8 protein-coding genes are annotated in these 13924 nt (G+C 70.5%); 2 read left to right on the forward strand and 6 right to left on the reverse strand.

Annotated features, from left to right (window positions below):
* Positions 1 to 142: 142 nt before the first annotated feature.
* The 5 genes from OG792_RS32425 to purD all read right to left on the reverse strand — a co-directional run bounded on the left by OG792_RS32425 (position 143) and on the right by purD (position 10116).
* On the reverse strand, positions 143 to 5197 hold the full coding sequence (locus OG792_RS32425; protein WP_329105372.1) for a DNA repair ATPase: 5055 nt from the start codon (positions 5195 to 5197) through the stop codon (positions 143 to 145).
* Positions 5190 to 7217 carry a flotillin family protein gene (locus OG792_RS32430; protein ID WP_329105374.1) on the reverse strand — a complete coding sequence of 676 codons (2028 nt, stop codon included), beginning with the start codon at positions 7215 to 7217 and terminating at the stop codon, positions 5190 to 5192. The genes OG792_RS32425 and OG792_RS32430 overlap by 8 nt, the downstream gene beginning before the upstream one ends.
* A gap of 14 nt (positions 7218 to 7231) precedes the next feature.
* A complete protein-coding gene (locus OG792_RS32435) occupies positions 7232 to 7864 on the reverse strand; it encodes a hypothetical protein (RefSeq protein WP_329105375.1) in 633 nt (210 codons plus the stop codon).
* Between the two features lie 202 nt (positions 7865 to 8066).
* Positions 8067 to 8753 (reverse strand): hypothetical protein, encoded by a 687-nt coding sequence (locus tag OG792_RS32440; protein WP_329105377.1) that lies wholly within the window; start codon positions 8751 to 8753, stop codon positions 8067 to 8069.
* Between the two features lie 109 nt (positions 8754 to 8862).
* Positions 8863 to 10116 (reverse strand): phosphoribosylamine--glycine ligase, encoded by a 1254-nt coding sequence (gene purD, locus OG792_RS32445; RefSeq protein WP_329105379.1) that lies wholly within the window; start codon positions 10114 to 10116, stop codon positions 8863 to 8865.
* Positions 10117 to 10309: 193 nt separating this feature from the next.
* Here purD and OG792_RS32450 point away from each other — a divergent pair, with 193 nt between their 5' ends.
* On the forward strand, positions 10310 to 11227 hold the full coding sequence (locus OG792_RS32450) for a type IV toxin-antitoxin system AbiEi family antitoxin domain-containing protein (RefSeq protein ID WP_329105381.1): 918 nt from the start codon (positions 10310 to 10312) through the stop codon (positions 11225 to 11227).
* A 105-nt stretch (positions 11228 to 11332) separates the two neighbouring features.
* Here the strand turns inward: OG792_RS32450 and OG792_RS32455 are convergent, their stop codons facing one another.
* Positions 11333 to 12619 carry an adenylosuccinate synthase gene (locus tag OG792_RS32455; protein WP_329105383.1) on the reverse strand — a complete coding sequence of 429 codons (1287 nt, stop codon included), beginning with the start codon at positions 12617 to 12619 and terminating at the stop codon, positions 11333 to 11335.
* A gap of 125 nt (positions 12620 to 12744) precedes the next feature.
* Here OG792_RS32455 and OG792_RS32460 point away from each other — a divergent pair, with 125 nt between their 5' ends.
* Positions 12745 to 13752: a hypothetical protein gene (locus OG792_RS32460; RefSeq protein ID WP_329105385.1), complete on the forward strand. Its 1008-nt coding sequence runs from the start codon at positions 12745 to 12747 to the stop codon at positions 13750 to 13752.
* Positions 13753 to 13924: the final 172 nt, after the last annotated feature.

Here is a 13924-nt window from a genome sequence, read left to right on the forward strand (position 1 = left end):
CAACACGCCTGCCCCCACCCCCCGGTTTCAGAAACCCCAAAAAACTTCCCCCCACCCCGAAAACGCGCGTTGATCATGAAGTTAGCGCGCCCCGGGCGGCAAAAATCCGCGCTAACTTCATGATCAACGAGGCGATGGCGGGTTAGGGGTGGGTGGCTCGGGTTATGGCGGATTCGATGGCGGCTATGCGGTCGGCCAGGAGGCCGAGGGCGCCTACGGCTCGGGTGATGGGGTCGTCGGAGGTGCCGCCCAGGGCGCGTTCGCGCAGGTAGCCGGTTTTTACCTCGGTCCATCGGCGGGACTGGCCGGGGGTCAGACGGCCCCGCAGGTCGGCCAGCTTGAGGAGGTTCGCCTCGGCTCCCGCTGCCAGGGTCTGCGCCTCACCGAGGTAGTGGTCGTCGATGACCCGTTCCAGCTCCTCGTCGTTCATCACCGGCACGATTCGCTCGGTCAGCTTGTTCATGTTCCGGTAGGAACCCTGGAGCAGGAACGGTGGCTCCGTACGCGACGCGTCCGCCTGCGCCGCCGAGGCGATGTACGCCCGGTTGTTCGCCAACACCACCTCCTGCACCCGGACCAGTTTGCGCAGCACCGAAAGGATCTGGTCCAACTCGACCGCCGCGTACGGGTGGGTGAGCTGGTCGGCGCGGACCGTCTCGTCGCCACGGGCCAGCCGGACCAGCAGTTGCAGGTCACCACGGTCCCGTCCGGCGAGCGGTGCCAGCACCGGGTTCGAGGTGATCGCGTTCTCCAGGTAGCTGAGCGCGAACACCTCCTCGCGGCCGGAGAGCACGTCACCGAGGTTCCACACGTCCGCCCGGTTCGCCAGCATGTCCGGCACCCGGAACCGCCGCCCCGACTCCGTGTACGGGTTGCCCGCCATGCACACCGCGAACCGCTTTCCGCGCAGGTCGTAGCTGCGGGTACGGCCGTCCCAGACGCCCTCCATCCGGCGCTGCCCGTCACAGAGCGAGATGAACTTCTGCAACAGCTCGGGCGAGGTGTGCTGGATGTCGTCCAGGTAGAGCATGACGTTGTTGCCCAGCTCCAACGCGAACGAGATCTTCTCCACCTCCTGCCGGGCGGTGGCGTTCGGTGCCTCGGCCGGGTCGACCGAGGTGACCGCCGAACCGAGCGCCGGCCCGTTCACCTTGACGAAGACCAGGCCGAGCCGGCTGGCGACGTACTCCATCAGGGTTGTCTTGCCGTAACCCGGTGGGGAGATGAGCAGCAGCAGGCCCATCTGGTCGACCCGTTTGCCGTCACCGGTCGCGCCGATCTGGCGGGCCAGGTTGTCCCCGATCAGCGGCAGGTAGACCTCGTCCAGCAGCCGGTTGCGGACGAACGAACCGAGCACCTTCGGCTGGTGCTCGGCCAGGCGCAGCCGCTTGCGCTCGCTGGCCACCAGCTCGTTGCGCCGCTTCTGGTACGCCCGGTACGCCGGCACCCGCACGGTCCGGAACTCACCGGTACGCGACAGCAGCTCGTCCATCCGTACCGACAGCCGGGCGTCGGTGATCCGGGGATGGGTGGCGAGCAGCCCGGTCACCTCGGCGGTCAGGGTGGCCGCCGACTCGTGCCGGGGCAGACCCGAGCCGCAGAGTTCGATCGCCACCGCCTCCGGCAGGTCGTACGCGTCCAGCGCCGGGCCGCCGCCGACCGGTTCGGACAGATCCGCCGTACGCAGGAACGACTCCAGCCACGCTTCGACCAGTTGGTGCCGGGCGGCCAGGTCGTCGCCGAGTGCCCGCAGGTCCTCCTCGTACTCCTGCACCGACTTGGAGGCGGGGCCGCCGAGGGTGCGCCGGAACCGGTCGAGCAGCGCGCGGGCACCGGCGCCGGTGACGAAGCCGAACGGCGCCCGGGACAGCTCCTCGAACAGGTACTCGGCGGCGAGCGGGGCCGCCGAGGCGTGTTCCGGCAACCCGGCCGTACGCAGGAACCGCTCCGCCGCGTCGGCCAGCTCCGTACGGAGTTCCCCGATCGCGTCCGTGGCGCCGAACGCGGTCCGGGCCCTGGCCAGCGAACCGGCCCGGGTGGACCAGGCGGTACGGGTCGGCTCGTCCACGCCGAAGGTCCAGAACAGTTGTGCGGCGGCGCGGGCGCCCGGCCGGAAGCGCAGCAGACCGGCACCGTCGTAGAGGCGCAGCAGCGGCTCCAGGATCGCCGCCGCGTCGTGGTCGTGGATGCCGCGTTCGTAACCCTCGTCGTACCGGCCCTCGGCGACCCGGCGGACCAGGTCGAGCAGCGCCGGCCGGCTCACCGCCGCCTTGTGCAACGCCTCCAGGGTCAGTCCGCCGACGCCCGCCCCGGCGTCGGTGAGGATCGAGGTGGCCAGGTGTTCGGCCCGGCTCACCTCGGGCGACTCGGAAACCAGAAGCTGGTCCCAGAAGGCGCTGGTCTGCTGGAAGCTCTCGTCCCGGATCGGTGACCGGTAGTCGGTGCCGGTGACCGCGACCGCCAGCCGGCCGTCCTGCGGCACCAGCGTGACGTCGACCTCCTGGGTGTTGACCGAGAAGCTGTGCCGGCCGAGCCGAATCGTCGCACCGCCGTCGAGGTACAGGTCCTGCTGGTCGCGCAGGGCCCGGCCCGCCTCCTGCCGGGCGGCCTTGATCCGCCCGGCGAGCTCCTCGGCCCGGACCGGGTCGCCCAGCGTACGCAGCTCGTCGGCGACCCCGCGCAGCTTCGCCACCATCGGATCGGAGGCGAAGTACGTGTTGATCTCGTCGATCGAGCGCAGCCCGGAGAGCCGGCGGTGCACGCTGACCAGGATCCGCTCGGCCGAGCCGACCAGCCGGTCGGAGCGGCGGGCCCGCTCGTCCAGCAGGGCCTGCTTGCGGGCGGAGAACGCCTCGTAGATGTCGGCCCGGCGGGTGCTCAGCTCGGCGAGGAAGTCGTCGAACTCGCCGAACCGGGACTCCAGGTTCTCCACCTGGAGCAGCAGCCGGCCCAGTTGCTCGTCACAACGCTCGGCCGTGTCGGCGACCGCCAGCGCACCGGTCACCGCCTGCCCGAGCAGCGCGAACTCGGCCGCGAAGCCGGCCCGCCCCTCGGCGGTGAGCAGCTGGGCGCGACGGCCGTCGAGGGTGGCCCGAGCCCGGTTGACCGCGCCGAGCACCTCGCCGATGCTGGCCAGGATCCCGGTCCGTACGGTCGCGTCGCCGATCTCCAGCGAGCCGACCACCTCGGTCACCACCTGTAGGCCCTCGGCCTGCTCGGCGAGCCGGTCGCGCGGCGGGGCGGCCTCGGCCACCGTGCCGATCTCGGCGGCGCCGGTACGCAGCCGCTCCACCTCGGCCTGGTAGTCGCCGAACGCGTCGTCGCGGCGCAGGAAGGCGACCACCCGCTGCCCGGTGGAGGTCAGCTCGGCGGCGAGGTCGACACCGAGCGCGTCGATCCGGGCCAGGTCGACATACCGCAGGTCGCGCAGGGTCACGAGTTGACCCTGCGCCTGGCGGAGGCCGGCGAGCTGGCGTACCCACTCGTCGGCGGTGCGCGGGGCTTCGCCGCGTACCTGGCGGACCAGGGTCGCGGTGCGGGCGGCGGCCTCGTCCAGGGTGGCGGCGGCGTGCGCGGTGAGCGACTGGACCTTCTCGAACTCGTCCAGCACCTGTTTGCCGCTGGCGCGTACCTCGCTCAGTGGGGCACGCAGGTCACCGAGGTCGGCCTCACCGAGCCAGTGGTAGTGGTCGAAGATCCGGGCACAGGCCGTGATCAGCGCCTCGAACACCCCGAGGGTCGGTGTCATCTCGTTGACCATCCGGGCCACCGACAGACAGTCCGAGATTCCGCGTACGAGGTCCGCGTTGCCGACCCGCTCCAGCGGACCGGTGCCGACCGGCTGTCCGGCGGCGTAACTGTCGGACAGGTACGGCGTCTGCCACACCTGCATCGGGTGCACCCGGGTCGGCTCGTCCGAGGTGGCCCGGAAGACCACCAGCGTCCCGTCGTCGAACAGCGAGTAGCCGTGACACGGAACCGGGGTCGCGACCTCCTTGCGGATCACGTTGTACGGCAGCAGCAGCGTTCGCCCGGCACCTCGGGCGTGGAAGACGTAGAGCACGTCCTCGCCGTTGGTCGACCGGATGGTCCGCTCGAACTCCAGCCCCTCGGTGTCGGTGTCGAAGGTCCGGCTGACCCCGGTGGCCAGGTAGTAGCCGCCGGGGAAGATGATGCCGTGGTCCTCGGGCAGCCGCTGGCAGGCCTGCCCGATGCCGTCGAGCCGGACCACCTCCTTGGTCCTGGTGTTGAAGACCAGGTGCCGCCACCGCGTCTCCTTGTACGGCCGCATCCGCAGCAGGATCAGCGGGCCGATCCGGGCGTGCTGGACGTCGGCGTCGGCGAGGCTCTGCAACGGCTCGTCGACCGGCTCGGAGTAGATGCCCTCGCCGGTCTCGGTGTTGTTCTCCAGCTTGACCGTGAGCGTGCCGCCGACCGTCTCGACAAAGACCTCGTCCTCGATCGAGATGTGCGGGTGCCGGCCGAGGATGTGGTCGTCGCGGGTGGTCGGAATCCACTCGAAGTCGTGCGACGGCGGGAAAACATGGTCGCGCTCGCCCCGGTTGTCCAGGTACGTGACCCTGCCGTCGACGTCGACCTGCCACCGCAACACCCGGATGTCCTCGGTACGCGGCCCGGTCTGGAAGACCGCCAGCAACCGCCCGTCCAGCCGTCGCAACTGCACCAACCGGGTCTCCCGGTAGTAGCGGTACAGCTCGCCGAAGTCGCGTTCGAACTGCGGGTCGCGCAGCAGCCCGGCGAGCTGCGCCGGATCGACGTCGTCGAACCGGAACGCGTCCTCGTCGTCGCCGGAGGGGTCGTCGGTGGCGGCCCGGCCACGGGCGAAGTGGTGCAGCGAGAAGACGTCGTCCACGGTCGTCTCGGGCTTGAGCCCGATGAAGACGTTGTAGCCGAACAGCATCAGGCCGCCGACCGAGACGATGTCCCGGGGTACGCAGTTGTTCCGGGTCCGGATCCGCTCGGTGCCGATCAGCCGCAGCTCGGTGCCGCCGAAGACCTCCAACCGGCGGCTGTTCAGCCACTCGGCCCGCCGAGCCAGCTCCCCGGCCCGCTCGGCGAGCCGGGCCCGCAACACCTCGTACGTGCCGGCGTCGACTCCGCCGCCGGTGGCCGCCCCGGCTCCGGCATCCGGCTCAACCGTGCTGGTCACCGTGCCGGCGGTCGACGGGTCACTCACCCGTACCCCGTTGCCTCGGGCTGCCGCTCAGTGCGGCGATCGGCTGATCGGCCAGGCCGAGCTGCTGGGCCGCCCGCAGCAGGTCCTGCAACTTGTCCGAGTTGGACCCGCCGGCCTTGATCTGCTGCAACAACCACGCCGACACGGTCAGGTTCTGTACGTCACCGGTGTTCAGCGAGCCGAGTATCCGGGTCAGGTCGGCGGGGAAGCTCGCCTCGCCGTCCAGCCACGGCTTGGCCAGGCTCTGCGCGACCTCGGAGTGCTGCACGAAGCCGTCGACGCTCTTGCCGAGGGTGATCGAGTTGACCAGCCGGTCGAAGAACATGGTGTCCCCGCCGACGATGTCGATGTTCGCCTTCTCCAGCCCGGCGGCGAGCACCATCGCCTGCGACTCGGCCACCCGGTGCTGCGCGTTGATCTCGGCCAGCCGGAGGTCCTTCTCCGCCTCCAACCGCAGCCGGAACTCCTCGTGCCCCCGGCTGGCGTCGGTCAGCGCGGCCATCGCGGCGGCCTTCTCGGTCAGACCCTCCGCCTCGCCCTTGAGCTTGTCACGCAGGGCGTCGGCCAGGACCAGCGCCTTCTCGCGTTCGACCATCGCCTCGGCCCGGCCCTCCTTCTCGATGGCCTCGGCGCCGCGCTCGCGTACCTGGACCTGGGCCAGACCGGTCGCGGCGGCCTCGGCCTGCGCGCCCTCGGCCAGCCGGATCTTGGCGCGGGTCTCCAGTTCGGCGGCCTGCTGCCGGGCCTCGGCCAGGACCAGGTTCTCCCGCGCCTTGTGCTTGGCCGCCTGCTCCGACGCCTCGGCCGCCTTGATGTCCTTGACCAGGGCCTCCTGCGCCTCCGCCTCGGCCTGGATGATCACCGCCTGCCGGGTCCGCTCGGCCTCCTCGACCACCCGCAGGCGCTTGATGTTCTCCTCCTGCTCGGCGACGGTCTTGTCGACCGCTATCCGCTCCCGGATCACCTCGGCGATCGCCCGCTTCTCGACCTCGACCTCTTTGTCCTTGGAGATGGTGGACAGCTCGGTCTCCCGCTGCCGGCCGATCACCTCCAGCATCCGGTCCTTCTCGATCCGCTCCGACTCGATAGCGATGACCCGTTCCCGGTTCTTCTCCGCGACCGCGATCTCCCGAGCCTTGTTCTCCTTCTGGATGCCCAACTGCTCGTCCGTACGGATGTGCGCGGCTTCCGAGCGGAGCCGCTCCTCCGCCCGTACCTTGGAGATCTCCGCGTCCTCGCGGGCCCGCAGCGTCTCGATCTCGCGATTCTGCTTGAGCTCGGCGTCGGCCTGGCGTCGTTCCAGCTCCAGGATGGCCTCCCGGGCGTCGACGTTCTGCCGGGTGATCTCCTTCTGCTCGTTGCGCTGGAACTCGTTGGTACGGATGTGCTCGATCGCGGTCAGCTCGGTGATCTTCCGGATGCCCTGGGCGTCGAGGATGTTCGCCGCGTCCAGTTTGGACAGTGGGGTCTGCTCAAGGAAGTCGATCGCCGCGTCCTCCAGGCTGTAGCCGTTGAGGTCGGTGCCGATCACCCGGATGATCTGATCCCGGAACTCGTTCCGCTTGGTGTAGAGGTCGACGAAGTCGAGCTGCTTGCCGACCGTCTTCAGCGCCTCGGAGAACTTCGCGTTGAACAGTTCCTGCAACGTCTCCCGGTCACTGGCCCGCGCGGTGCCGATCGCCTGCGCCACCTTGATCACGTCTTCGGTGGTCTTGTTCACCCGGACGAAGAAGGTGATCCTGATGTCTGCCCGGATGTTGTCCCGGCAGATCAGGCCCTCCTGGCCGGTCCGCTCGATGTCGATCGTCTTCACCGAGATGTCCATGATCTCGGACTTGTGCAGCACCGGCAGCACGACCGCACCGGTGAACGTCACGTCCACCCGGCGGACCTTGGAGATGATCAGCGCCTTGCCCTGTTCGACCTTCCGGAACAGGCGGCTGACCAGGAAAACCACGCCGATCGCGACGAGCAGGACGACGGCCAGGAGCACGCCGAACCCGGTGGTGATCACATCCATCAGTGGTCCTTCTGTCAGTGGGGGTGGTAGTCGGGGTCACCGGTGGCCTCCACCGGCAGCACCCAGAAGAACTCGCGGTCGGCGTCGTAGTCGTAGATGAGCGCGCGACTGCCGGAGCCGAGGTTGTCGCCGCTGGCCTGCCGGACCTGGATCACCGCCGACGAGCCGTCGGGGGAGGTCACCTCGGCCTGGCCGAAGTCGACACTGACCAGCCCGGTACGGACCACGCAGACCCGACCGACGAAGGCGTTACGGGAAACGGTCTGATCGGTCTGGAAGAACTGTCGCAGTGGCCGTACCAGCAGTCGGGTGACCAGCCAGCCGCCGGCCAGGGCGAACAGCAGCAGCACCGTGGAGAGCACCGCCGCCAGCGCACCGGACCAACCGGGCTGTTCCAGCAGCACCGTGCCGGCCAGGCTGACGAACCAGGCCACCGCGATCAGCAGGGAGAGGACAACCGTGGCCGGCGGTCCGCCGAGCCCGAGCCCGGCCAGGAATCCGGCCGCCCCGGCGGGCTCGGCAGCCGCGTCGTCGTCCAGTCCGACCACCCCGAACAGCACCAGCGCCCAGTAGCCGACCACCACCACGAGCAGGAAACTGAATAGTGCGGTCGGGAAACCGAGCGCCACGTCCAGGAACTCACCCATCGAACTTCGTCGACCTCCCCCACGCTGCCAACAGCCGCGCGGAGCCCCCTGAGACAGAGCTGGATGTCAATCCGTTCGGCGCGACAGGCTGATCATGGCACGGGGTGTCAACGCAGGATGCCCGGTCGTTACACCGAACGGACGATCCGGGAAGACGATCGGTCAGCGGTGCCGATCGGGGTGGCCGACCGGCACCAACCTCTCAGACTTCCGCCTTGTCGTACACCGTGGCGGTGGCGGTGACCGTACGGGTCTCGACGTACGAGCCGTGCTTGGCGGTGATCTTGTAGGTGTGCTTCTCGATGCTGCCGGGAGTGCCGCCGCAGGAGAAGGTGAAGGTCTCCTTGCTCTGCGCGGGATAGGTGTCGTAGAGACCCGGCCCGTCCACCGCCAGCTCCACCTGATCCGCCCCGGTGACCTTCCACTCGATCACCAGCGGCGTCGCCTCCACCGGGAACTCCGAGGTGCCCTGCGGGCAGGTCGGCTTCTGCGCGATCCTGAACTGCACGATCTTCACGGGTGAGCTGGCCGCGCCGGGAGCCTTGCCGGTGGGGGTGGGCAGCGGCTTGCCCGGTTGACCGGCGGAGGTGGCCTCGGGGCTGGTGCCGGGATCCACGGCGGACGCCGTCGGGACCGCACCGAGCCCGGCCGACGAACTGGCGGCGGGCTGACCCGCCGACGAAGCCGGAGCCCGGTCCTTCGACGAACACCCGGCCGCCCCGGCCACGACCAGCGCACCCGCCAGCAGCGGCAGCGTCAGCCGGCCGACCCTGCTCCGCGCCACCCGCCGGCCGTACCTGGTGGCGGGACCGCCACCGGCACTCTGCCCGCTCGTGCGCTGCTCGTCGGTCGGCTGCCCGACGTACCGGCTGGCCACGATCGTGTTCATGGTCGCTCCCTGCGGAACTCGCCCCGGCCGATGATCGACCGGGTGTCGGATCCCAAGGTAAGGACCGGACCGGCTTCGGCGAATCCCGCTTTCGTGCCGTTGCCGCCAACTAGCGACGAGGCGGGGTGACCCGACCCTCGATCGCCGCCAGCGCGATGTCCCGTCGATAGTGCGAGTCGGCCAACCCGATCCCCTCGACCAGGGCGTACGCCGCGTCCCGCGCGACCTCCAGGTCCGGGCCGATCGCCGTACCGCAGAGGACCCGGCCCCCGGCGGACACCAGGGCACCGTCTTCCTCGCGGCGCGCGGTGCCGGCGTGGATGATGCCCGACCGCTCGGCGCCCGTGATCACGTCGCCGGTGCGGGCCGACTCGGGATATCCGGCCGAGGCCACCACCACCGCGACCCCGGCACCGCCGCGCCAGGTCAGCGGCGGGTGCGCGGCGAGCGTCCCGGTCGCGGCCGCGTGCAGCAGGCCGGCCAGCGGCGTCTCCAACAGCGCGAGTACGACCTGCGTCTCCGGATCCCCGAAGCGCGCGTTGAACTCGATCACCTTGGGCCCGCTGGCGGTGATGGCCAGGCCGACGTAGAGCAGCCCGGAGAACGGGGTGCCGCGTCGGCGCATCTCCGCCAGGGTCGGCTCGACCACCCGGGCCATCACGTCCTCGACCAGGTCCGGTGCCGCCCACGGCAGTGGCGCGTACGCCCCCATGCCGCCGGTGTTCGGACCGGTGTCGCCGTCGCCGACCCGCTTGAAGTCCTGGGCCGGCAGCAGCGGCAGCGCCGCCTCCCCATCGGTCACCACGAACAGCGAGACCTCGGGTCCGGCCAGATATTCCTCGACCACCACGCGGTTGCACTGGGCGGCGTGTTCGAGCGCGTGGGTCCGGTCCTCGGTCACCACCACGCCCTTGCCGGCGGCCAGCCCGTCGTCCTTCACCACGTACGGCGGGCCGAACTCGTCCAGCGCGCGAGCCACCTCGTCCGCATCAGTGCAGGTGTACGCGCGAGCGGTGGGCACCCCGGCAGCCGTCATGATCTCCTTGGCGAACGCCTTGGAGCCCTCCAACTGGGCAGCCGCCCCGGACGGCCCGAAGACCGCGATCCCCTTGGCCCGAACCGCGTCGGCGACCCCGGCGACGAGTGGCGCCTCCGGCCCGATCACCACCAGGTCGGCCCCGGTCTCCACGGCCAGCCCCGCGACCGCCCCCGGATCAACCGCGTCAATCGCCCGGCATTCCGCCACAGCCGCGATCCCCGGATTCCCCGGCGCCGCAACCACCGCCTCAACCGCCGAGTCACCCGTCAACCCGAGCACGAGCGCATGCTCCCGCCCACCACCACCCACCACAAGTACGCGCACGACCCCAGATCCTACCCACCCACCCACCCCCCGCTCGTTGATCATGAAGTTAGCAACGCCTCCAGGCGCATTTTCCGTTGCCAACTTCATGATCAACGGGGCTGGGGTGGGGGTTATCCACAGGGGGGGTGGGGGTTGTGCACAGGGGGTGGTGGGAGGGGGTGGAAGGGGGGTGGGTCGGGGGATGGATGGGATGACGTTGGTTCGGCGGGTGGCGGCGGGGCAGGACGGGGTGGTGACTCGGGAGCAGGCGTTGGCCGCGGGGTTGACGGTGCGGGAGATCGATCGACTGTGTCGCAGCCGCGAGTGGCGGAGGCTGGCTCGGGCGGCGTACCTGGTGGATCTGACGCCGAGTCCGGTGGCGGCGCGGCGAGCCCGGATCCGGGCGGCAGTCGCCTCGTTCGGGGAGCTGGCGACGGCGGTGCTCGGGACCTCGGCCGAGTTGCACGGGTTGGCGGGACTGCGGCCGGATGCGCGGATCCACGTCTCCGTACCCGGCCCGGCCGCCCGACCGCTGCGATCGAAAGATCCGGCCGTGGTGGTGCACCAGCTCGTGATCCCGGCCGGGCAGATCGGCACGGTCGCCGGGATCCGAACCACCACCGCGACCCGTACGGCCGCCGACCTGGCACTCCGGGTGGACCGCTTCGCGGCCGTGTCGCTGCTGGACTCGGCTCTGCACCAGGGCTCGATCACCGAGCCGGACCTGCTGGTCGTACGCGCGCTGCTCGCCCGGCGCCGAGGTGCGGTGGCCGCCCGGCGTCACCTGGCCGAGGCGGACGGGCGGGCCGAGTCCCCACTGGAGACCCGGGTACGCCTGCGTTGCGTGGACGGTGGCGTACCACCGGACGCACTACAGCACCCGGTACGCGACGACGACGGCCACCTGCTGGCCGTGGGCGATCTCGCCTGGCTCCGCGAACGGATCATCGGCGAAGCCGACGGCGCGCTCGTACACGCCACCCCGGAAGCCCTCTACCGCGACCGCCGCCGCCAGAACCTGATCGCCAACGCCGGCTGGCGCGTACTCCGCTTCACCTGGGCCGACACCCTGAACCCCACCTACATCCCCACCACCATCCGCGCCGCCCAGACCCACCCGGCCCGTTGACCATGAAGTTAGCGACGGTTCGGAGCACGTTTCCGGTCGCTAACTTCATGATCAACGAACGAGGGCGGTCAGAGGAGGGGGTGGCGGTCAGAGGAGGGAGGGCGGTCAGAGGAGGGGGTGGCGGACTACGTTTTCCTCTCGGCCGGGGCCTACGCCGACCACGGAGACGCGGGTGCCGCAGAGTTCTTCGATCCGGGCTATGTAGCGGCGGGCGTTCTCCGGGAGCTCAGCCTCGGTGCGGGCCTTGGTGATGTCCTCCCACCAGCCGTCGTGCTCCTCGTAGATCGGGGTCGCGTGGTGGAAAGCGGTCTGCGTCATCGGCATGTCGCTGAACCGTTCGCCGTCGATCTCGTAGCCGACGCAGATCGGCACCTTCTCCAAGCCGGTGAGCACGTCCAGCTTGGTGACGACCAGATCCGTGATGCCGTTCAGGCGGGTCGCGTACCGGGCGACCACGGCGTCGAACCAGCCGGTCCGCCGCTCGCGGCCGGTGGTGGTGCCGTACTCGACGCCGACCTTGCGCAGGTGCATGCCGTTCTCGTCGAACAGCTCGGTCGGGAACGGACCGGAACCCACCCGCGTGGTGTACGCCTTGGTCACCCCGATCACCTTCGTGATCGCCGTCGGCGGGATGCCCGCCCCCACGCAGGCCCCGCCCGCGGTCGGATTCGACGAGGTCACGAACGGGTACGTGCCGTGGTCCATGTCCAGCATGGTCGCCTGGGCGCCCTCCAGCAGCACCGTCTCGCCCCGGTCGAGCGCGTCCCAGAGGATCGCCCGGGTCTCCGCGATGTACGGCCGCAGCCGCTTCGCGTACTCCAGGTACTCCTCGGTCACCGCGTCGACGTCCAGCGCCTTGCGGTTGTAGACCTTGAACAGCATCTGGTTCTTCTCGCGCAACGCGAGTTCCAGCTTCTTGCGCAGGATGCCCGGATCGAGCAGGTCCTGTAGCCGGATGCCCATCCGGGCGACCTTGTCGCCGTACGCCGGGCCGATGCCACGGCCGGTGGTGCCGATCCGGGCCGAGCCGAGGTAACGCTCGACCACCCGGTCCAGCGCCCGGTGGTGCGGCATGATCAGGTGCGCGTCGCCGGAGATCCGCAGCCGGGAGACGTCGACGCCCCGCTCGGCCAGTCCGTCGATCTCGGCCAGCAGCACCTTCGGGTCGACCACCACCCCGTTGCCGATCACGATCATCGCGTTCGGCGAAAGTGCGCCGGACGGCATCAGGTGCAGTGCGTACTTCTGCCCGTCCGGGGTGATCACGGTGTGTCCGGCATTATTACCACCGGAGTAACGGACGACGTAGTGGACCTGCTCGCCGAGCAGGTCGGTAACCTTGCCTTTGCCCTCGTCGCCCCACTGCGCCCCGATGAGCACGATCGCTGGCATCTCAACCCGCCTTCGAGGGGCTCGGGTGCCAGGTGGCGACCGCGTGGCGAGCCCGAGGTGTCAGATTAACAAGAAGTGACAGCCCTGCCAGTAGTGGCCGGGAGACAGGCAGGAGGCCACCGCCCGTGTACGACGTGGTGCTGCTCACCCTCGGGTCCGGCCGGGACGGCTCCGCCGGCTGCGGAAACGGCGACGGATGCTGTGGTACGAGCGCCGACAGTGCCGGCGACAGCTGCACCGACACCCCTCGCGTACCCGTGTTGAACTGCGCGGACGCGTTGACCGCCCGGGGCGCCCGGGTGGAGATGGTCACCGCCGGATCGGACGCGGAGATCGACGAGGTGCTGGCCCGGCTGGACGCCCCGCCCCGCCCCGACGGCCTCACCTGGCCGGACGGCGACAGCAAGACCCGCCTGATCATCGCCACCGCCAGTGACGGCCAGTTACGCGCCGTGATCCGCCGGATGGTCCGCCGGTACGCCCCGCCGCCGAGCCGCCGCCCGGCCGACCTCGCCGGCAACCGTACGGTCCCGGACCTGCCACCGATCGGCCTGCTCCCGCTCGACCCGACCGGGACCGCCGGCCGGTCCCCCGGCGCCGGGTCCCCCGTGGACCTGGTCGGCCAGCTCGGGCTGCCCCGGGAACCGGCCGAGGTCGCCGCCGCGCTGCTCGACGGCCCGGTCCGCCGGCTCGACCTGCTGCGCAACGACGGCGGCTCGGTCACCCTGGACGGGGTGCTGCTCGGCGGTGGCGACGAGGAGGGCCGGACGATCCCCTGGCGCGGCCGGGTAGAGGTGGACGACACGATCCTCACCGCAGGCGACGACCCCGTGCTGGCCTGCGCGATCGGCAACGGACGCGGGTACTCCCAGCTCGCCGGGCTTCCGCTGCTCACCGAGGCGGACCCGACCAGCGGCACAATCGAGGTCGCGGTGGCGGTCCCGGTGCTCGCCGGTAGCCGTTGGGGGCGCAAAAAGGTACGCATCGAGGTGCGCCGGGCCAGGGGACGCGCGGTCGCGGTCGTGCCCCGAGACGGCGACCTGCCGTACGTGGACGACGGCGTGAGCGGGGACCTCAGCCGCAAGCGGTCCTGGTGGATCGAGCCCGGTGCCTGGGCGGTCTACGGCCGCTGACCACGTACGTCGGCCGACAGCCGGGCTCGGTGCCGGGCTGATCCCGCCCGGCGGGCATATCCTCGGGCGGAGCAGGGGGGAGTTAGCCGTGGTGGACGACCAACCGGACCAGTTCCGCGGGCCGGGCCAGGGGGCGGCGCCCCGTGACGTCGAGCCGTTCTGGCCGCCGGAC

Source organism: Micromonospora sp. NBC_01699 (assembly GCF_036250065.1).
In the GTDB taxonomy this organism is placed as follows: domain Bacteria; phylum Actinomycetota; class Actinomycetes; order Mycobacteriales; family Micromonosporaceae; genus Micromonospora_G.

What these genes read in the sequence shown, in the direction of transcription:
- OG792_RS32430 (WP_329105374.1), bottom strand. Translation starts at nt 7,217, where the DNA reads ATGGATGTGATCACCACCGGGTTCGGCGTGCTCCTGGCCGTCGTCCTG.
- OG792_RS32435 (WP_329105375.1), bottom strand. Translation starts at nt 7,864, where the DNA reads ATGGGTGAGTTCCTGGACGTGGCGCTCGGTTTCCCGACCGCACTATTC.
- OG792_RS32440 (WP_329105377.1), bottom strand. Translation starts at nt 8,753, where the DNA reads ATGAACACGATCGTGGCCAGCCGGTACGTCGGGCAGCCGACCGACGAG.
- OG792_RS32450 (WP_329105381.1), top strand. Translation starts at nt 10,310, where the DNA reads ATGACGTTGGTTCGGCGGGTGGCGGCGGGGCAGGACGGGGTGGTGACT.
- OG792_RS32455 (WP_329105383.1), bottom strand. Translation starts at nt 12,619, where the DNA reads ATGCCAGCGATCGTGCTCATCGGGGCGCAGTGGGGCGACGAGGGCAAA.